The 18668-nt window shown below is 72.5% G+C and carries 17 protein-coding genes and 2 pseudogenes; 6 read left to right on the forward strand and 13 right to left on the reverse strand.

The annotated features are described in order from the left end of the window. Nucleotides 1-5: 5 nt before the first annotated feature. The 4 genes from AB0M99_RS04060 to AB0M99_RS04075 all read right to left on the reverse strand — a co-directional run bounded on the left by AB0M99_RS04060 (nucleotide 6) and on the right by AB0M99_RS04075 (nucleotide 3510). Nucleotides 6-917, reverse strand: coding sequence for a S41 family peptidase (locus AB0M99_RS04060; RefSeq protein WP_365917075.1), 912 nt, complete (start codon nucleotides 915-917; stop codon nucleotides 6-8). 70 nt (nucleotides 918-987) lie between these two features. Further along, nucleotides 988-1446 carry a hypothetical protein gene (locus tag AB0M99_RS04065; RefSeq protein ID WP_365917076.1) on the reverse strand — a complete coding sequence of 153 codons (459 nt, stop codon included), beginning with the start codon at nucleotides 1444-1446 and terminating at the stop codon, nucleotides 988-990. 80 nt (nucleotides 1447-1526) lie between these two features. Next, complete coding sequence (locus tag AB0M99_RS04070) at nucleotides 1527-2750, reverse strand: hypothetical protein (RefSeq protein ID WP_365917077.1); 1224 nt, start codon at nucleotides 2748-2750, stop codon at nucleotides 1527-1529. Between the two features lie 313 nt (nucleotides 2751-3063). Next, nucleotides 3064-3510: an Ig domain-containing protein gene (locus AB0M99_RS04075; RefSeq protein WP_365917078.1), complete on the reverse strand. Its 447-nt coding sequence runs from the start codon at nucleotides 3508-3510 to the stop codon at nucleotides 3064-3066. 186 nt (nucleotides 3511-3696) lie between these two features. Here AB0M99_RS04075 and AB0M99_RS04080 point away from each other — a divergent pair, with 186 nt between their 5' ends. Further along, nucleotides 3697-5640 (forward strand): hypothetical protein, encoded by a 1944-nt coding sequence (locus AB0M99_RS04080; protein WP_365917079.1) that lies wholly within the window; start codon nucleotides 3697-3699, stop codon nucleotides 5638-5640. A 33-nt stretch (nucleotides 5641-5673) separates the two neighbouring features. Here the strand turns inward: AB0M99_RS04080 and AB0M99_RS04085 are convergent. Next, nucleotides 5674-5969, reverse strand: a pseudogene (locus AB0M99_RS04085) (CGNR zinc finger domain-containing protein); the annotation flags it as partial. On the opposite strand from AB0M99_RS04085, the gene AB0M99_RS04090 reads away from it, so the two are divergent. Together AB0M99_RS04090 and cpt are read left to right on the forward strand one after the other, a co-directional pair. Continuing rightward, nucleotides 5908-6105, forward strand: a complete 198-nt coding sequence (locus AB0M99_RS04090; protein ID WP_365917167.1) for a hypothetical protein — start codon at nucleotides 5908-5910, stop codon at nucleotides 6103-6105. The pseudogene AB0M99_RS04085 and the gene AB0M99_RS04090 sit on opposite strands and share 62 nt — an antisense overlap. A gap of 54 nt (nucleotides 6106-6159) precedes the next feature. Beyond that, complete coding sequence (cpt, locus tag AB0M99_RS04095) at nucleotides 6160-6690, forward strand: chloramphenicol phosphotransferase CPT (RefSeq protein ID WP_365917080.1); 531 nt, start codon at nucleotides 6160-6162, stop codon at nucleotides 6688-6690. On the opposite strand, the gene AB0M99_RS04100 is transcribed toward cpt, so the two are convergent. Continuing rightward, the gene (locus tag AB0M99_RS04100) at nucleotides 6687-8297 is read right to left on the reverse strand and encodes an FAD-dependent monooxygenase (protein ID WP_365917081.1); all 1611 of its coding nucleotides are present in this window, start codon (nucleotides 8295-8297) and stop codon (nucleotides 6687-6689) included. The genes cpt and AB0M99_RS04100 overlap by 4 nt on opposite strands. An 80-nt stretch (nucleotides 8298-8377) precedes the next feature. After that, nucleotides 8378-11890 (reverse strand): molybdopterin-dependent oxidoreductase, encoded by a 3513-nt coding sequence (locus tag AB0M99_RS04105; RefSeq protein ID WP_365917082.1) that lies wholly within the window; start codon nucleotides 11888-11890, stop codon nucleotides 8378-8380. Nucleotides 11891-12018: 128 nt separating this feature from the next. Between AB0M99_RS04105 and AB0M99_RS04110 the strand changes: the two genes are divergently transcribed. Continuing rightward, nucleotides 12019-12759, forward strand: a complete 741-nt coding sequence (locus AB0M99_RS04110; protein WP_365917083.1) for an SDR family oxidoreductase — start codon at nucleotides 12019-12021, stop codon at nucleotides 12757-12759. Nucleotides 12760-12782: 23 nt separating this feature from the next. Here the strand turns inward: AB0M99_RS04110 and AB0M99_RS04115 are convergent, their stop codons facing one another. From AB0M99_RS04115 to AB0M99_RS04135, 5 genes and pseudogenes are all read right to left on the reverse strand, one after another. Then, nucleotides 12783-13709: an endonuclease/exonuclease/phosphatase family protein gene (locus AB0M99_RS04115; protein ID WP_365917084.1), complete on the reverse strand. Its 927-nt coding sequence runs from the start codon at nucleotides 13707-13709 to the stop codon at nucleotides 12783-12785. Between the two features lie 146 nt (nucleotides 13710-13855). Beyond that, nucleotides 13856-14761: a hypothetical protein gene (locus AB0M99_RS04120; RefSeq protein WP_365917085.1), complete on the reverse strand. Its 906-nt coding sequence runs from the start codon at nucleotides 14759-14761 to the stop codon at nucleotides 13856-13858. 88 nt (nucleotides 14762-14849) lie between these two features. Then, nucleotides 14850-15134: pseudogene (locus AB0M99_RS04125) on the reverse strand (nuclear transport factor 2 family protein); the annotation flags it as partial. A gap of 117 nt (nucleotides 15135-15251) precedes the next feature. Further along, entirely contained in the window at nucleotides 15252-15914 is a 663-nt protein-coding gene (locus AB0M99_RS04130) for a hypothetical protein (protein ID WP_365917086.1), read from the reverse strand. 55 nt (nucleotides 15915-15969) lie between these two features. Then, nucleotides 15970-16152: a hypothetical protein gene (locus AB0M99_RS04135; protein WP_365917087.1), complete on the reverse strand. Its 183-nt coding sequence runs from the start codon at nucleotides 16150-16152 to the stop codon at nucleotides 15970-15972. 172 nt (nucleotides 16153-16324) lie between these two features. On the opposite strand from AB0M99_RS04135, the gene AB0M99_RS04140 reads away from it, so the two are divergent. After that, complete coding sequence (locus AB0M99_RS04140) at nucleotides 16325-17536, forward strand: endonuclease/exonuclease/phosphatase family protein (RefSeq protein ID WP_365917088.1); 1212 nt, start codon at nucleotides 16325-16327, stop codon at nucleotides 17534-17536. A 46-nt stretch (nucleotides 17537-17582) separates the two neighbouring features. On the opposite strand, the gene AB0M99_RS04145 is transcribed toward AB0M99_RS04140, so the two are convergent. Further along, a complete protein-coding gene (locus AB0M99_RS04145; RefSeq protein ID WP_365917089.1) occupies nucleotides 17583-17957 on the reverse strand; it encodes a cupin domain-containing protein in 375 nt (124 codons plus the stop codon). Nucleotides 17958-18025: 68 nt separating this feature from the next. Between AB0M99_RS04145 and AB0M99_RS04150 the strand changes: the two genes are divergently transcribed. Then, nucleotides 18026-18466: a MarR family transcriptional regulator gene (locus AB0M99_RS04150; protein WP_365917090.1), complete on the forward strand. Its 441-nt coding sequence runs from the start codon at nucleotides 18026-18028 to the stop codon at nucleotides 18464-18466. Nucleotides 18467-18668: the final 202 nt, after the last annotated feature.

Below are 18668 nucleotides of genomic sequence, written 5' to 3' on the forward strand. Positions count from 1 at the left end.
TTGCCTCAGCGGGACTCCGCGTCCTCCCGGTGCACCTGGCGCAGTGCTGCCTTCAGGGCCTCTTCGAGTGCCTGGTCGGCCGGTACCGGTACGTCCGGAACCACCCCTACGCCCTCCCAGTTGGTGCCGGTGACGGTGTTGATGCTCCGTGCCGCCGGCACCGTGACGAGGACGTGCTCGGCGACCGCGTGGCGGGCCGTCGGATGGGCACCGCCCCGCGTCGTCCCGCCGACGACCACGGCCCGGCCGTGCGCCTGCAAGGTGTACGCCACGTCCTCGCCGCCGGAGAAGGTGTCCCCACTCGTGAGCACGTAGACCGGGCGGTCCGCGTAGCGGGGCGCGGGAAGGTGCCCGGCCGTCCAGTACTGGCGGGTCGTGTCCGTCTTCCGGTCGTAGATGTCGTTCAGGTGCACCTGGTCGTCGCGGAAGAAGTAGCTGCACCACATCGCCGCACCCTCCGGCGACCCGCCGCGGCACTCCCGCAGGTCCAGGACGAGCGCGGAGGTGTGCGCGACCAGTTGCATGGCCGCGCCGATCGCGCTCGCGCCCTCGACGGCGGTCGCGATGCGCCGGACGTCGATGAGCCCGACGTTCCCCTCCAGCCGCTCGACGCGGCTGATCCCCTGGCCCTCCGCCCTGAGCAGCGCGAGGAACGCGGCCTCTCCGCCGTCGTCGTCCACCGGCTCCAGCGACTGCGGCTCGTCCGTCCAGAGCAGCCGCAAGTGCTTGTCCGGACACGCCTCCTGGAGGTCCGCCGTCACCGTCTCGCAGAGCTGCCGGTCGTCGAGGCCCTCGTACGCACCCTCCGCGAGGCGGCCCCGTATGGCGGCCTCGATGACAGCGACCTTCTCGGGGAAGACGTAGCCCGCACTGATCCGGCCCAGGGCCTGCTCGACCACTTGTTCGTTCGTAAGCATGGTGGATCATACTAAGGGGCCAACGCCCCGGTGGACAGCAGGTTTTCCCCGGGCCGCTCTCGGGCCCGGCTCAGCGCCAGATCGCCTGGAAGGAGTCGAGCTGGACCCAGGTGATCGGGTTGCCCTCGTTGCCGCCGTAGACCGACACCGAGCCGGAAGGCTTGACTTCGAGGCGGCAGGCGTTGATCCCCTGGCTGTTGTTGCGCGGGACGGCGGCGCGCACGTACCAGGTGGGCACGAGGCCGTTCGGGAGCGTACCGATCTTCGTGTCGGCGGTGAGGTTGCAGGTCACGGCGCCGCGCGCCTGCAGGAAGACGGTGCCGGCGATGGTGATCAGGCGGACCTGCGGGGTCGCGCCCGCCTGCGCGGTGATGCCGGGGTCGAGCACGATGTCCGCCCAGGGCTGTGCCTCCACGCCGCCCGCGCTCTCCGCAGCGGCGGCCGGGGCCGAGGTGAGGAGGTTGCCGGCGGCCAGCGCGGCGGGAAGGGTGAGGACGGCACCGAGGATGCTGCGGCGGTTCCGGGACATGGCGGGGGCGTCTCCTTGACGGGGTGAAGGGTGCCGGGCGAACCGGGAGGGGGAGGGGAAAGGACGGGCGGGGGAGCCGGTCAGCGCCAGACCGCGCTGAAGCTGTCCAACTGGGCCCAGGTGATGGCGTTCGTGCTGCGACCGCCGTAGAGCCAGAGTTCGCGGCTCGTGTTGGCCTCGACCCTTGCCACGCAGTAGCCGCCGTTGTTGTTGCGCGGCACGTTCGCGCGGGCCACCATGCTCGGTGCCAGCGCGTCGGGCAGCGTGCCGAGCTTGGCGTCGGCCGTGAAGGTTCCCTGGACCCCGCCGCTGAGCTGGAGCGTCGTCGTACCCCCGATGCTGATCAGGCGGCCGCGGGGGGCGTTGCCGTCCACGGCCACCCCGCTCGCGAGCTGGATCGGCTGCCAATCGGTGAGCACCTTGACGCCATCGGCCTCCGGCGCCGCGGACAGCGACAGGACGGTGCACGTACGCGGACCCGGATCCTCGCAGGCGAAGCCGAAGTGCAGGTGCGGTACGCCGCCGCGCACCGATACGGCCATGCCCTCCGGCTCCCGGTACTCCAGACCGGGCCCTGCCGTGACCAACCGCTGGTCGAGGACGGTGCCCGTGGGCCACTCGACGGAGGTCAGATAGGTGTTGCCGGGCGCCGGGTTGCCGGGGGCGGTGGCCTCTCCGGCCAGCATGTAGAGGACCCCGCCGAGGGCGGCGTACCCCTGGAAGACGCCCTTGGGGTCGGGCTGCGACATACGGGCGAGCGGCTCCCACACCCCGGTGGCGGCCTTCGCCAGGTCGTACGCCTCGAATTTCATGCCCCCGCTCTTGAACCGGACGACGAGCCGGTTCGTCGTGGGGTCGATGGTGCACGTGACGTTGGTGGCGCCGGCGACGGGCGTGTACGGCGCGGCGTGCAGGGGGGATCCGTAGTCGAGCACGGAGCCGTCGCGGAACTCGAAGTGCGTGACGGCCGTGCCGTATCCGTCGTTCTCGGCGCCGGTGGGGACGGAGGCGGTCTCCGTCCACAGGCGGGAGACGCCGGAGCGGTGCTCCACCCCCATGGATACGCCGTGGCCGAAGCCCCGCAGCTCCATGGACCCGGTGATGCCGCCCGCCCCGTCGAGGCGCGTGACCGTCAGGTCGCCGCGGCCGGCGCCGCCCGGGAGCACCTGGAGGACGAAGATCTCGCCGGTGACCGGGTCGATGCCGAAGGACTGCATGACGGTGGCGTTCTTCAACGGCCGCCGGTGGAGCAGTTTGCCCACCGGACCGGCGATGTCTATCTGCCCCTCAACACTGATTCCCAACGCTGCGCCCCTGTTGTCCGAATGCGGAGCCCTCGGCTCCGGCCGGCGGCCAGTCTGGCATGCCGCGCGTACGGGACGACAACTCCCCCCGAGGAGGGGCCACGGCGTAACCCCGTCCGGGGTGAATCGTTTCTCTCTACGTCGCAGATAGACAGACCCGCGTCCCCCGCGGCATCCGCGACTCGAGGGCCCGGGGGGATCCATCACTCCCCGGGCCCTCGAACACCCCGGTCGGCGGGGCCGGACGCCTGGTTGGGCCCGCCCGGCCCTCGCCTCGGCCCCGGGCCGCCCGGTCGCGCACCGGGGCGCTGGGTCAGCAGCGCGGGCAGGCGTCGCGGATCACGCGCCAGGTGAAGGTGGTGCCGGCGGTCGCGCCGGCCGCGTCCCTGGCGGTGACGGTGACGGTACGGGTTCCACTGCCCCGGAGCAGGCCCGTGATCAACCCGGTGGTGGGGTTGATCACCGCGCCCGTCGGCAGGTTGGTGGCCGACCAGGTGTACGGGGTCGTGCCGCCGGTGGCGGACATCTGGAGGTGGGCGGCGTCGTACTGAAGGCTGACCTGATTGCCGGGGTTGACCACGGCCAGGGCAGCGGACGCGGCCGCCACGCTGTGGGACGCCGGGGTGGCGGCCGACCCGGCGGCGGCTGCGGGGACGGCCGGGGCGGCCAGTAAGGCGGTCAGACCGAGGGCCAGTGCTGCCATGCGGCGCGGGGTGCGCGGGGTGCGTGCGCTGCGCGGAGTGCCAAGGAGTGTGCTCAAAGGAACCTCCGAACTCAGCGGGGCGGCAGCGTCCCGGTACGGGTTCCGGAGGCCGCCGATCCCCTGCGTGGGTATGTGCGTTCGAGGTGCGATGGGGCGTCGGAATCATAGGCGGCCGGGAGCTCCGCGTCGACGGCGCCGACGGCCCGGACGGCCGGTGTCGGAGGGCGCTGCTATGGTCCGGGCATGACGCACCGTGACCGCGCCCTGCACCTGTTGCGCACCCGCCCCGACCTCGCCGCCCTGGCCGCGTACCCGTTCGGCTTCGACATCGGGCGCGCCGACCACGTCGAGGAGGTCGAGCTGGCCTCCGGCGCGGCGCTGACGCCGATAGCGGGCACCGACACCGGCGGTACGTACTTCCTGTGCGCGGGCGGCGAGGTGCTGTTCGCCGGCTCCGAAGGCGAGTACGCGCTCTTCGGGGACAGCCTCGACGAGGCGCTGGAGAACATCGTGGGGCTGCCGAGCGGCCTGTGGTGCGAGGAGGTCGATCCGGCGCTGGACGGCCCCGGACTTGCCGCGCTCGTGGCCGCGGCCGACGAGGAGGAGCAGGAGTACTACGAGGGCTCGCTCGCGGCCGACCGTGCGGTGCTGCTCGCCGGGCTCGGGCTGCGGCAGCGGCCGGTCGCCGAGTTGGCGGCGCGGGTCCGCCGGGCCCTGTTGCGCACGGAGCCCGACTTCCTGCTCCTGAACTCGGCCGAGGGCGGCCCGTACCGGCTGCTGCACGAGCTGCCGCGGCCGCCGCTGTGGGAGACGGTGCTCGGATCCGGCCGCGCGGACCTGGCCCGGATGCGGGCGGACGAGGGCTGCTGGGCGGAGGTCATGGCGGACGACCCGCGCCGGGCGACGATGACGGGCGCCGCACGGTACGACCGGCGGGCCACGGATCTGCCGCTGCTGCGCGCGCTGTTGCGGTACGAGGCGGCGAACGGCGGCACCTGGGACTTCCTGCAGGCCGCCGTGCTGGTCGGGGCACACGGCGAGGCCGCGGACCACGCCCTGGTGGTGGCGCTGCTGGAGGCCGAACCGCACCAGCGCGCAGCACTGGACGAGTACGGGTTCCCGCGGTCCGCCGAGGGCTGGGGTGTGTGGGCGCGGGCGCTGGACGCGGCGGAGTTCGGGGACGACCCCGAGCGGGTTCCGCCCCTGGAGTGGGCGCGACTGGCCGCGTTCCAGGGCCGGGAGCAGTTGGCCCGCGCCACGTTCCTGCGGCTGCTGGACGGCGCCGGGCCACGCGACGGGAGGCTGTTGGGCGCGCTGGCGTCGGAGTTGGCGGAGCTCGGGGACTTCCGCCACGCCGCCAGGGCCCGTCGGCTGTACGCCTCCCTCCAGGACGAGCCGTATGACCGCGGCGCGGCCCTGGCCGACCTGGCCGCGCTGGAGCGGCGCGCGGGGGCGCCGGAGGCGGCTCGGCAGGCGCTGTACCAGGCCGTCGGCGTCCTCGACAGCCGCCTCGGCCCGCAGTTCCCGCCGTCGTCCCGGCCGACGGCGGGCTGGCGGCGGGGCGACCTCGGCGCGACGCTCCGGGCGGAGCACGCGGAGCTGGCCCGGGCCGCGGAGGCGGCCGGGCTGCCCGCGCTGGCCCACGAGGTCCGCGTGGCCGCCGACCTGCTCGGGCCGGGCATCGACACCGCGGCCGAACCCGACACCGACACCGACACCGACGAGGAACCGGAACCCGCCGAGCACCTGCGCTACGCCGACTACCTCCGGGCTCTTGAGGCCGTCGCCGAGGCGGACGAGGTCGCCCTGCTCGCCGCCGTGCTGCGCGACCCGGACGAGGGGATGGCCGAGAGCGCGGTGAGCTTCCATCTGGACGGCCGGGCCGCCGATCTCCTGGCCCTGCCCGGCTTCCCGGCCTGGGCCGGGACCATGGCCGAGGTGATCGCGGACCGCGGCTTCCTCACCCGCCGCCTGCGCGAGTGGACCCTGCTGCGGACCCTCGCCCTGGGCGAGCCGTGGGCCGCCGAGGAGCTGACCGGCGCGTCCGACTGGTTCCAGCGCATGGTCGCGACCACGCAGATCGTGAGCTCACCCGAGGCCCTGGGGCTGCTGGCCGAACGCGGTCGGACCCGCCGCGTTCGAAACGCGGCAGAACGTCAACTGCGGGACCGGCCCCGGACCGACTGACGTGCTGCGAGCGTCACGTCAGGTCCGGCCGGATCACGGCTTCGTCGACCGGTGCCGCTCGACATGGCGGGCGACGGGGCGCGGTTTCCGCAGGACGGCTCGCACCAGGCCCGACGGCCGTGGCTCCGCACGAAGTAGCGGACGCAGCACGATGCTTGGCAGGAGCGCCGGTGCGCGCGCTGCGGGCCGGCGAGGAACTCCACCGCGGCCCGGGCCCGTAACGCGTGCAGCCGCTCGCGGGTCCCGGACCGGGCCTCGCCGACCGGGATGAGGCGGCTCGCGTCGGCCGGGCTGGGCGGAGCCGGGCCGACCGCGCGCGCGAACAGGGCCCCGTACCGCCGGGCGCGGCTGTTCGTCGGCCGTGGCCGGCCCGTGGACGCCCTGCTCGTCACCGGCGACATCGCGGACCACGGCACCGAGTACGAAGAGGCCGGAGGCCCCTTCCGTCCACGGAGGGTCCCGTGACCGGGGTGCCGATATTCGCTGCCGCGCCGTAGGGCAGCGCCCTACTGTGGCGCGGTGACGACTCAGGTGATCATTCTCAACGGTGGTTCCAGCTCGGGGAAGTCCGGGATCGTACGGTGCCTGCAAGCCGTACTGCAGGATCCGTGGCTGGCGTTCGGGTGCGACTCGTTCGTGGACGCCATGCCCGCGAGGATGCAGGCGTCGGACGAGGGGATCGTCTTCGCCGCCGACGGCGGGGTGAGCGTCGGGGCGGAGTTCCGGGCGCTGGAGGCGGCCTGGATGGAAGGTGTCGCGGGGATGGCCCGCGCAGGTGCCGGGGTCATCATCGACGACGTCTTCCTCGGCGCGGCGGAGTCCCAGCAGCGGTGGCGCAAGGCCCTCGGCGGACTGGGCGTGCTGTGGGTCGGCGTCCGGTGCGAGACCGCGGTCGCCGCGGGCCGTGAGATCGCACGGGGAGACCGGGTCCAGGGGATGGCCGCCGCGCAGGCGGAGGTGGTTCACGAGGGGGTGTTCTACGACCTGGAGGTGGACACGACGCACACCGAATCCCTGCTGTGCGCGCGGGCGATCGCGGCCCGTGTCTAAGTCGGACGTGGCGTGTCGTTCGTCGAGCCCGTGACCGCGGCGAGGGCCTGGCGGAGGGTGGAGTCACCCGATGAACGGTCGCTCCAGCGGGCAGCGATGTGGCCGTCGGGCCGGACGAGCAGCGCTCCGCGCGGGGAGAGGCCGCAGAGGCCGGTGTGCTCGTCGGTCAGTGGCTCGATGCGCAGCGGCCACCGGGCGGCGGCCTGCGGCTCCCAACGGGCGGGGTCCGGGGTGAGCAGGGTGAACCATTCGCCGAAGGCGTCGAGCGTGGAGCGGTCGGGCGTGAGCCAGAGGTGTGGCATGCGGTGGCCCGGCTCCGCGGTGGGGACGTAGTCCGTGGCTCCGTCGGACGACTCGGACGGCTCGGGCGGGGCGGGCGCGGCGGGCGCGGCGCTGCCGTCGGCGAGGACGGCGGCGGACCGGTAGGCGGTGCCGAGCACGAGGCCGAGTTGGGCGAAGTACCGTTCCGACCAGGGCAGTTCGACTTGCTCCGGCGGTTCCTCGGCCGCTCGGAGCTGTTCGCGGCGCAGGGTCTGCGCCTGGAACATCAGCTGGGTGTTGGCCACCGCCTGCCGCAGGGTCCGGTGGGCTACGGGGTGCCGTTCCGTCTCGTAGGTGTCCAACAGGGCCGGTCCGGCCCACCCCTGGACGGCTCCCGCCAGTTTCCAGCACAGGTTGTGCACGTCGGCGATTCCGGTGTTCATGCCCAGGCCGCCGGTGATGGGGATCGCGTGCGCGGCATCCCCGGCCAGCAGGATCCGGCCGTGGCGGAAGCGTTCGGCGACGAAGGCGTTCATCACCCAGTGCTGGACCCGCAGTACCTCGGCCCTCACACCCGCGCCGGCGCCGAGGGCGCGCGAGACGAGGCCGGGCCAGTCGGCGCGCTCGGCGCCTTCCGGCGTGGGACCGAACCAGGCCCAACCTCCTTCGGGGTAGAGCGGGAGGAACGATCCGTGCGCGGTGAAGTAGACCCCGGCGGGCTGGTCGGCGCACCAGCTGTCGAGGTCCGCGTCGAACACGACGGTGGTGATGGCGGCCATCGCTCCGGGGCCGGTCGTGCCGATCCCCAGCCGCTGCCGGGCGGTGGAGTTCGCGCCGTCGGCGGCGAGTACGTAGCGGGCGTGGACACGGGTCTCCGCACCGTTTCGGCGGTCGACGAGCAGGGCCGTGACGCCCTCGGGTCCTTCGTCGAGGCCGGTGAGCTCGACCCCGAACCGCACCGGTGCGTCCGCCGCGCCGAGCAGGGTGGGCTCCAGGCGGTCCTGCGAGGTGACCACGCCGATCACGGGGCTTTCGGGGATCGGCGCGTTGACCCCGACCATGGCCGCCGTGGCGAAGTCCCGGTCGTACAGGGTGTCGCGGAAGCGGATGCGCCCGAACTCCGGCGGGAACGCGTTGGCCGTGATCTCGGCGGCGAGCCCGAGGCGGCGGAAGATCTCCATCGAGCGCGCGTTGACCAGCCGGGACCGGGGGAAAGGGGACAGCTCGCGGTGCTTCTCGACCAGCAGTGTCCGCACGCCCCAGCGTTCCAGCAGCGCCCGGGCGGTGAGCCCGACCGGGCCACCGCCGACGATCAGTACCTCCACCTCGGCGTTTGCCACGGGCATGTCGGGTCCTCCTGCTCTGCGACGGACGGCTGCCGGACGACCACGATAGGCACTGCGCCGACGAAACGGCCGACGGATCGTCAGGCGTCGAGGGTGACGTCGGAGGTGGGGATCGACTGGCAGGTGAGGACGTCGGTGTCGGGGAGGTCCTCGGGAGGCGTGACGAGGTGGGCGGCGGTTCCCGTCAGCACGGTGCAGGCACAGCTTTCGCACTGGCCGAGGCGGCAGCCGCTGGGCATGGCGATGCCCGCGGCCTCGCCGAGGGCCAGGAGCGGGCCGTCGTCCTTGCGCCAGGTGGCCGTCTTCCCGGTGCGGGCGAAGGTGACGGTGAAGGCGGCGTCCTCGGGTACGGACACGGCGCGCGGGACGGGACGGAACTTCTCGCTGAAGATTTCGAAACGCGGGACGCCCCGGGCCCCGAGGGCTCCGGTGAGGGCGTCGAGCATGGGCTGCGGCCCGCACAGGTAGAAGCGGGCACGGCGGTCGATGAGTCCGGGGTCGATGTCGTCCACGCCGATGCGGCCGGTTCGGTCGTGGTCGCGGCCGAGCCGGTCACCCGGGGAAGGGGCGGCGTAGTGGTCCACGATCCGAAGTACCGGGATACGGGCGGCCAGTTCGCGCAGGCGGCCGCGGAAGGGGTGGTCGGCGGAGTTGCCGTTGCCGTGGTGGAGGACGACCTCGGGGACGGTGCCGCCGGTGGCCGCGAGGGTCTCCAGGTAGCTGAGGAAGGGGGTGATGCCGATGCCGCCGGCGAGGAGGACGACGGGGTGGTCGGTGTGGGTGGGGATGCGGAACATGCCCGCGGGGCCGGTGAGGTGGAGGCGGTCGCCGGTCCGCAGCCGTTCGTGGACACCGGTGGAGAAGGCGCCGCCGGGGACGTGGCGTACGGCGAGTTCGTAGGCGGCGCGGCCGGTCTGCACGGCGGGGCCGGTGAGGGAGTAGCTGCGGCCCGCCGCCGGGTCCTGGAGCGTCCCGTCGGGGTGTTCGGCCCGGAGGGTGACGTGCTGGCCGGGCAGGTGGTCGGGCAGGGCGCCGCCGTCGCAGGGCTCCAGTCGCAGGCCGCGGACCCCGGGGCTCACGTCGGTGAGGGCGGTGACGGTGAAGGCGCGGGTGCCGGTCCAGGAGCCGTCGGCGGGCGCGGGGCGGATCTGGCACACGGAGGAGCGCAGCGGCGCCGAGCCGCTGAGCGGGTCGGTGCTGCTGTGGTCGACGAGCCGGTTGAAGTTGCTGCCGGTGGGGCCGGTCGGATCGGCTCCGGGCAGGGCGAGGTCGGGGGCGTCCTGCCACCAGCCGTACTCGCCGACGACGACCGAGGGGTGCAGAGAGTCGTCGAAGCGGGCGCGCAGGCGGATGGAGCCGAGGCGGGTGGTGAGTACGACCCACTGGCCCTCGCCGATCCCCCGCGCGGCCGCCGCCCGGGGGTGCAGGTCAACCGAGGGGTCGGCGGCGCGGCGGCGCAGTGAGGTCAGCGAGCGCTGCTGGCTGTGGACGAAGTGGCCGTGCTTGGCGCAGGTCAGCACGAGCGGGTACGCCGCGTCGGTGGGGGCGGGGTCGTGGTGTTCGGGCACCGGCGGGTAGCCGTGGTCCAGCAGCCGCTCCGAGTAGAGCTCGACGCGCCGGGTGGGGGTGTTGAAGCCGGTCACCGTGGCTCCGGTTCGCCCGGCGGAGGCGGGTGCCGATGCGGATGCGGGCGCGGGCGCGGCGTACTTGCGGTGCGCGAGCGGGTGGGGCACCCGTACCCCGCCGGGCCGGTCGCGCAGCGAGCGTACGGTCAGGCCGAGGGGTTCGAGCTGCCAGTTCCAGGCCGCCTCGATGTCCCCGCCGAAGAACTCCTCGCCCAGGCCCAGGCGGCAGGCGAGGTCGAAGACGAACTCGGTGTCGCTCCGGGACTCCCCCTGCGGTTCGACCATCCGGGGCCGGAGCTGGACGTGTTCCTGGGCGCGGTGGTCGATCTCGAAGCCGAAGCGCAGGGCCTCGCGCTCGTAGGCGCTGTTGACCGGCAGGACGATGTCGGCGCCGGCGCTGGTCGGGTTGTGGAACAGGTCGAGGTGGACCTGGAAGTCGAGCTGTCGCAGGGCGCGGGCGGTGCGGTCGGAGTCCGGCTGGGCGACGACGAGGTTGGAGCCGAAGCCGATCAGGGCGCGGACCCGGTACGGGTGGCCCGTCTCGATGGCGGTGCACAGGTCGCCGGCGTTGATGTACCCGGAGGCCGGCGGGCCAAGGGGGTGCTTGTCGAGGCCGAGGGCCTTGGCGCGCTGTTCGGGGGCGAGCCGGGCGGAGGAACCGGCCGGGTTGTAGGGCGGGGCAGGGGCGACGTGGTTGCCGCCGGGGCTGTCGTAGGAGCCGGTCAGGGCGTAGAGGGTGGCCAGGGCGCGTTCGGTCTGGGTGGCGTTCGCGCTCTGTCCGACGCCGGTCCAGCCGTAGTACGTGACCGACGGCGCGGCGGCGATCTCCGCCGCCAGGGCGCGGACCTCCCGTTCGGGTATCCAGGTCGTTTCCGCGACGCGGGCCGGTGGCCAGGCGGCGCAGGCTTCGGCGTACCGCTCGAAGGCCGGCGCGCACTCCACGAGGGAGCCGTCCCGGACGGTGACCTGTCGGGTGCCGCGCAGCGCGAACCGCTGCGGGCGGCGAGCGGCGCGCGTCGTGTCGTATGCCTCGGCCCGGCCGGTCTCGTCATCGAAGACGACGAAGGTGTCGGCGGTGTCGGCGGTGGCGGCAGTGTCGGCGGTGGCGGTGGCGGTGGCGGCAGTGACCGCTGAGCACCCGGCGCCGCCGTCCTCGACGGGCAGGTCGCCGGCGCGCAGGAAGCGTCCGGTGTCGGTGCGTACCAGCAGGGGCCCGTTGGTCCAGGCCCGCACGAACCCCTCGTCGTAGCCGCCGGTCTCGATCAGCAGGTGGGCGAGTCCCAGCGCGAGCGCGGCATCGGTGCCGGGCCTCACCCGCAGCCAGTGATCGGCCCGCAGGGCGCTGGTGGAGCGGCGCGGGTCCACGACGGCCAGCTTCGTGCCCTTCGCCTGGGCCTGGGACAGCGCGGCGGACTGGGCCAGCCAGGTCTTGGCCGGGTTGAAGCCCCACAGCAGCGCGAGCCCGGCGTGCGCGTAGTCGGGCGGCGGGATCGGCGAGCCGAAGGTGAAGGCGTGCGCGAAGTCCTTGTGCCAGTTGCAGATCTCCGCGCTGTACACGGTGTTCGGGCTGCCGAAGAGGCGTACGAAGCGCTCGATCCACTCGGTCGCGTCCGAGACCATCGTCCCCGAGGGCGTGGCCACGCCGAACGCGACGGCCTCGGGCCCGTGCTCCTCGGAGATCGTCCGGAGCTTCCCGGCGATCTCCGTCATCGCCTCGTCCCACGAGACGGCGACCCATCCCGGATCGGGGTCCGACTTGGGATTCGTACGGCGCAGCGGGGTGGTCAGGCGCCGGGTGCTGTGCGCGATCTCCGGAGCGGAGCGGCCCTTGGGGCACATCGCCGCGCCGGTGGGGTGGTCGGGGTCCGGCCGCACCCCGATGAGCCGCCGACCGTCCTCGACGGTGTAGATCGCGCCGCAGCGCGACTTGCAGAGGGTGCAGTACCCGCGCTTCTCCTCGACCGCCATCAGGACCTCCGCTCGCGCACGGCTCCGTCGCCGCCCCCTCCATTGCACGCCAGCTCGATGGCCCGTCCCACCGCCATCGGTCCCCTTCTTGCAGGTCGGACGTCCCGGCCGTGGCAGGATCCGTGGGCATGAGCATTGATCGAACGGATCGGCCCGTCGCCCTGGTCACCGGGTCGACGTCGGGCATCGGGGAGGCCGTCGCGCGCAGGCTCGCCGCGGACGGGATGCGGGTGGTCGTGCACTCGCGAGGCAGCGTGGAGGCCGGCGAGGCGCTGGCGGCGGAGCTCGGCGGTGCGTACGTGCGGGCGGATCTGGAGGTGGAGGAGGAGGCCCGGGGGCTGGTCGAGGCGGCGCTCGGCCGGTACGGGCGGCTGGACGTGCTGGTGAACAACGCCGGCATCAGCTGGCCGATCCCCCACGACGACCTGGCCGCGGCCACCCCCGCGGACTGGCGCCGGCTGCTGGAGGTCAACCTGATCGCGCCCTGGGTGCTGTGCACGGAGGCGCTCCCGGCGCTGCGCCGGTCCCCCGCGGGCGGCAGCATTGTGAACGTCACCAGCCATGCCGGGGTGCGCCCCAAGGGCTCGTCGGTGCCGTATGCAGCGAGCAAGGCCGCTCTGAACCACGTGACACGGCTCCTCGCGGCCGCGCTCGGTCCCGACGTACGGGTCAACGCGGTGGCCCCGGGGCTGGTGGACACGCCGATGACGAAGGACTGGGTAGGGGCGCACGAGCTGTGGCGGGACCGCGCACCCATGCGCCGCCCGGCGCAGCCCGCCGACGTGGCCGAAATGGTGGCTTCGGTGATCGCCAGCACCTACCTCACCGGCGAGGTCATCGTCTTCGACGGCGGGCTGAACCTGACCTGACCTGATCTGTCCTCTTGGGGCCGCTACTTGACGGTGACGGTCCCGGTCAGGATGCGGTGGTCGGAGCAGAGGCCTCCGGGCACGTAGGTGCAGCCGGCCGAGATGCCCAGCGAGTCCGCGCTGTACGGGCCGGCGAGGGCGGACTCACGGACGAAGATCAGGTCGATCTTGGCATTCGGCCCGCAGGGCGGGGTGTTGGATCCGGAACCTTCGACGGTCCACTCGCCGTAACCGAGGCACTGGCCCTCGTCGTTGTCGTCGAGCTCCCGGTACTCGCCGGCGTTGTTCGGGTTGTTGGGCGTGTTCGCGCTCGCCGTGTAGAAGGTGTTCAGCCGGCCGTAGTCCGGCTGGGCGTTGAAGTCGCCGGCGATCAGCACCGACTCGCCGCTGTGCGCCTCCAACTGCGTGTGCACGGCGTCCAGCTGGGCGGTGCTGAAGGCGAGCTCCTTGGTGATGTGCGTGGTGCAGAAGCGGGTGCCCGACCCGTCGAGGAGGCCCGCGCACAGCATGTTCCGCTTCTCGGCGGTGCCGTCGTCCGGCAGCGCGATCCGGTCGGCGGGGCCCAGGGGCCGCTTGCTGAAGATCGCGTTGCCGTAGGCGCCGTTCTTGCAGATCGCCTTGTTGCCGCCCTGGCGGCTCGGCTCGAAGCGTGCGAAGTTGTCCGCATTCTGCGGCCAGTTCTCGATGCGCAGCTTCGCGACGAGGGCGTCGTACTGGTTCTCGCAGAGTTCGTTCAAGGCCGCGAAGTCCGCCCCGCGGTAGACGATCGAGCCGACCGCCGCGTCGACCATGCCGGTGTCGGTCCGGCCGTCGTGAATCGAGTCCCCGGCGACGTTCCACTGCCAGACGTTGTACGTCTTCGGGCTCACGGCGTCGGCCTGGGCCGTCGTGACGGGCAGCAGCAGCGCGCACAGCGCACCGGCCAGCGAAAGCTTGTGGCGGAGCTTCATACGTGGGTTCCCCTCCCGAGAACGCGCCGCCTCGGACCGGGCGGATCACCGGAGGAGACCGTACCGACTGAAACCCCGCCGAACAACTACGACTGATCGCAGCCCAACTGTGATTGATCCTTCCTGGTCGGACGGCAGACCCCTGGTCAGACTCCGCAGAAGGGCACGGTCCGCACGTATCCGCCGAGGTTCTCGTCGTCGGTGCCCAGGAGTGCGTCGGTGGAGCCGGGCAGGCACTCCACGCCCTCGATCTTGTACCCCGGGAACGTCCCCAGCACCGTGGGGGTCGGTGCGAGCGTGACCCGTACCCTGCCTGCCGCCGATACGGTCACCCGGCCCGCGTCGCTCACGGCGGAGTCGAACGGGCCGTCGTCCCCGGCGTCCGAGGCCGAACTCACGACGAGCCGGCCGGAGTCGGTCACCGAGATGTCGGAGACGTGCCGCGTTCCCCCATCGGTCGGGTACGCCGCCCGGTAGGCCCTGCGCGTCACGGCGCCGAACAGCGGCTGCCCCCACGCGGCGAAGGTCAGGGGCGCCGCGTACAGGGTGGCGGGACGGTCCGCACCGGTTCCGCGGTCCGCCCACAGGACGGCGAGCTGCCCGTTCTGCGCGACGAGCGCGAAGCTCTCGAAGTCGTCACCCTCGCCGATCGCCGGCAGCGGGGTGTAGTCGACGACCGTCGCGGTCGAGCCGGTGACCTTCAGGCGGTAGACGATGCCCCGGCCGGTGAGCGCCAGGTACTCCCCCGGCAGGCCCGGAACGGCTTCGATGGCCTCCAGGTCCACGGGTTCCGCCCCGGCCCAGGCGATCGGGGAGATGCCGTCGGAGCCCTCCCGGTGCGTGATCCGGGAGAGCCGCTGCAGCCCGGAACGCTTGTTGTCGTGCACGACCAGCACGTGCACCCCGGCTCCGTCTTCGGTCCGGCCCTCGTACGCGATACCGCTGACACCGCTGCGGGTGTCGGCGCCGACCTGCTGCCAGTCGCCGGCCGCACCGGCCGGGGCGGCGGCGAGCGCCGCCAGCAGCGCTGTCGCCGCGGTGAGCGAGGCCATGCGCTGCAACATCGGGAGTTTCACTGGGCGTCGCTCGCCTTCTCTGTCCGACAGGCGCGAGGTCACGCACCGGGCGTCAGGTTATTGATCATGGCGAGCCGCGGCCCAGCGGTGGTTGCGCCGTTCGACGGAGCGCGAAGGCGCACTCGGCGGCACGCGCCCTGCCGCTGCACGCCGTCACGGTGTCACCGTGGCGATGGGCCACCTTCCACTGGCCGTCCTCGCGGCGGTACACCTGGGTGGCCCGCAGGGTGTAGGTGCGCGGCTGTCCGTCGACGGAGTCGGAGGTGTGCTCCAGGCCGGCCGTATGGGCCATGTCACCCACGACGTCGAACGCCAGCAGTTCGAACACGTACGACGTGCGGTCGGAGAAGCTGTCGCCGAGACCCCCCGCCGCAGTCGCGCACGCGGGGCGGCGCGCCTGCGGTCCGGGCCCTTGCGGAGCCCGGAGCGCAGGTTTGCCGTCTTCGTCATCGCCTTACGAGCCGGATCAGTCGGTGCCGCCGAGGAGGGCGCGCAGGCATCCGATCAGATCGTCGAGCGACTCGGTGACGCGCGTCGTCCGCAGCTCATCGACCGTGGTGACCTGATAGCGGTGCTCCCCGAGGTGATCGACGAGGAACTGGCGGCTTTCGAAGTCCATCGGGTCGACGCGGAGCCGGAGCTCGCCGTGCGTGAACGTGGGGAACAGCGTGCGCAGCCGCTCGTCCGCGTGGATGCGGCGGAGCAGGCTTCGGTGGGCGGCGTAGAAGTCGGATCCGAGCAACTGGGACCACTGCTGGGGGGTGACGTCCCCGACTTCGAGCGCCCGGGCGAACTCGTCGAGCCGCACGAACGGGAACTTCGCTTCGAACTCGTCGATCGACATCCCCGAGCACCAGGCGGAGACCGCGTCCACGAGCAGCCCCAGCTCACCCGTCGAGCCGGTCCCCCAGGTGAAGCCCGGGGAGTGGACACCCAGGAGGAACAGCCGCTCCTCGGGCGCGAGGCTGACGGTGACCGTTCCCCTGTCCGTTCCGATCCTGATGCCGTGGAGCGAGGCTGCCACCGGCCCGATGGCCAGGCCGCGCAGGTGCGCCAAGGTACTCATCGCGATCGCGAGGCCGCCCGCCGCGGAGATGTCCGGGTACAGGCGTTGAAGCTGTGGATCCATGCGTTCCCTCATCCGATGCAACTGCAGTGCGAGAAGATTCCGCCGATGACCGGGCTCAAGAGGCGTACTCCCGGTCCTGGGCGCGGTCGCTCGGGAACGCACGGACGGCCTCGATGCGGGCGTCCAGCGCCGCGTCGGCGGCCGCCTTCGCCGCCGGACCACCGGACTTCCAGAACGCCACGGTCCGCCCACGGTCACTGACCGTCGGCTCCGCGGCCGCCCCCATTCTGCGGCGCACTGAATCTCCCCTTCTGCCGGCCGGTACCCACCGGGCCCGGCGTGCGAAAGGCCCGGCGCGGCCTCCGAGGACCGTATGGGGGAACCCGTCGGATTTCAACCAGCCTTGATTGATTTGCAACTACGATTGATAAGAAGGTCGTAAACGGTTACCGTCTCCCCCGGGAAGGACCATGAGCTCAGGCATCACCAGGGCCAGTGCCGGGCCGCTCCCGGAGCCGGTCCATGCCGACACGGCCAAGCGCACCGCCCGCCGCAAAGGAACCAGCGTGATACACCGCGCCCGCAGAGCCCTCGTCACCGTGGCCGCACTCGTCCTCACCGGAGTCGGCGTGGCGACCTACGCCACCGCCCTGCCCGCCGACGGTGAAACGGGCACCATGCCGTACGCCGTCGAGGACTTCTCCCACAGCCTGCAGGCGAAGACCGGCCCCCTGCGGGTGGTCACCTGGAACATCTGCGGAGACGCCGGCAGCGCACGCGGCGACGGGGGCTACTGCCCGCAGCGCAACTTCCCGGCGAAGAAGATCCAGGCGCTCACCGATCTCGTCGCGAAGCACGACGCGAACGTGATCATGCTCCAGGAGGCCTGCGGATACACCGCACACCCCGGGGAGCCCACGGCGAACGAGAAGTTGAGCCACATGTGGCGGCTCGACCAGGTCCTGTCGGACGACTGGCAGCTGGTCCACGCGCCCGGCACGCGGGCAGACGGCAGCAAGGACTGCCGGCCGGGCTCGGAGCCGGGCCTGGAAGGGCCGTTCGTGGGCGGCGAGATCGGCGTCCTGATCGCCGTCAAGGGAGGCTTCGCCCCGGGCCGGACCCAGATCGTGGAAAGCCTGCCGCGCGACCTGACCGCGGCGGACTTCACGCAGTTGCCCGCGGCCGAGAGCGGCAACGTCCTGACTCAGGAGCTGCAGAAGCTGGCGAAGCGCAAGAGCCCCGTACTGTGCGTCCGCCCCAACGCGTGGGCCGAGAAGCTGTGCACGACGCACCTGGTCCCGGGCCTGAAGGGGAAGAAGTTCCCCGACATCGTCCGGACCCTGCAGTCGCAGCTGATCAGGAACGAGCTGGTCACCGACTTCCGCAACGGCATCGTCATCGGCGGCGACCTCAACGCCTCGGCCACGTCGGCAACGCTCGGCGGCATTTCGGGCGACCTCGACCGGTGCGCCACCGACCCGGCCCTCCACACCCACCAGACCTGGACCGGAGCCACCCCCAGCACCTACACCCTGGACCACCTGTTCACGGACCGGCGCCCCGGACACCACTTCAGCAGCTGCCAGGTGGACCAGACGCTGATGGACATGACGCACCAGACGCCGGACACCCTGCCCACGACCGGCGTCTCGGACCACGCTCCCGTCATCGCGTACTTCTGATCACCCCGCGCCACCGGCAAGGTCCCGTCCGATTTCCGCTGACCCCCTAGTGGGCCCAGGGCGGCGCGATGGTGCTGCCGTCGGCCAGCTTGGCCGTGAGTCCGACGCTGGTGGTGACCCACATGTGCGCGGGCTCATCGGTGGTGTTGGCGACCCCGAGCTCGGAGCCTGCCGGGGCCACCGCCGCGTCGCCGACGCCGAGTTCGGCACTCTCGCCGTCGATGGTCAGCCGGAGGCGACCGGACAGCACGTAGAACGTCTCCTCGTGACTGATCGTGTGGGCCGGGCCGACCATTCCGGCCGGGATCTCGGTGCGCCAGGCGGCGAGATCCCGGCTGCCCGTGCCCGGGCGGACGTAGGAAACGAAGCGGCCGCCGTGGATCTCGTGCGCGACGGCCTGGTCACTGCGGATGAACGGCATACCAACCTCCATATGGACAAGTAACTTGTCCATAAAGACAAGCAGCTTGACGAGTTATAGTCAAGCCCATGGATGACGCCCTCGCCTTCTCCGCGCTCGTACTGGCACTCTCCGGGCAGCTGGTGCAGGAGATCCACGCTCGCGTTTCCCAGCAGGGATTCGAGGACCTGCGGCCCGCCCACGGCTTCGCCTTCGCCCGCATCTCCGTGGGCGACGCCACCACGGCCCAACTCGCCGAGCACCTGGGGGTGACCAAGCAGGCCGCCGCCCAGCTGGTCGACGAGCTGGTCCGCAAGGGGTACGTCGCACGGCACCCGCACCCCACCGACGCCCGCGCCCGGCTCCTGGGGCTCACCGAGGCGGGCTGGGCCGCCACCCGCGCCGCCGACGAGGCGGCCCGGGCCGCCGTCGCGCCGTGGCGGGACGCGCTGGGAGAGGCGCGCTTCAGCGAACTCGTCGCCGACCTGACCCGACTGACCCCACCGGGACCGATCCGCCCGGCCTGGTGATGCCTCGACCTGCTCGCCGACGGGGGTGGCGCGAACACCAACGCGAGCGCTAAATCCTATTGATCTTGCCCGTCAGAACGACGAGGCTGGCGGATGCACCGGGCGCAACGCCGGATAAGCTGGCGTGTTCTGACCGCTCATCTCCTGTGACTCGCTCCCACCCGCCCGCCCGGGCGGGGCATCGCGTCACACTGCTACCACC

The sequence above is a fragment of the Streptomyces sp. NPDC051183 genome, from assembly GCF_040682455.1.
Classification (GTDB): domain Bacteria; phylum Actinomycetota; class Actinomycetes; order Streptomycetales; family Streptomycetaceae; genus Streptomyces.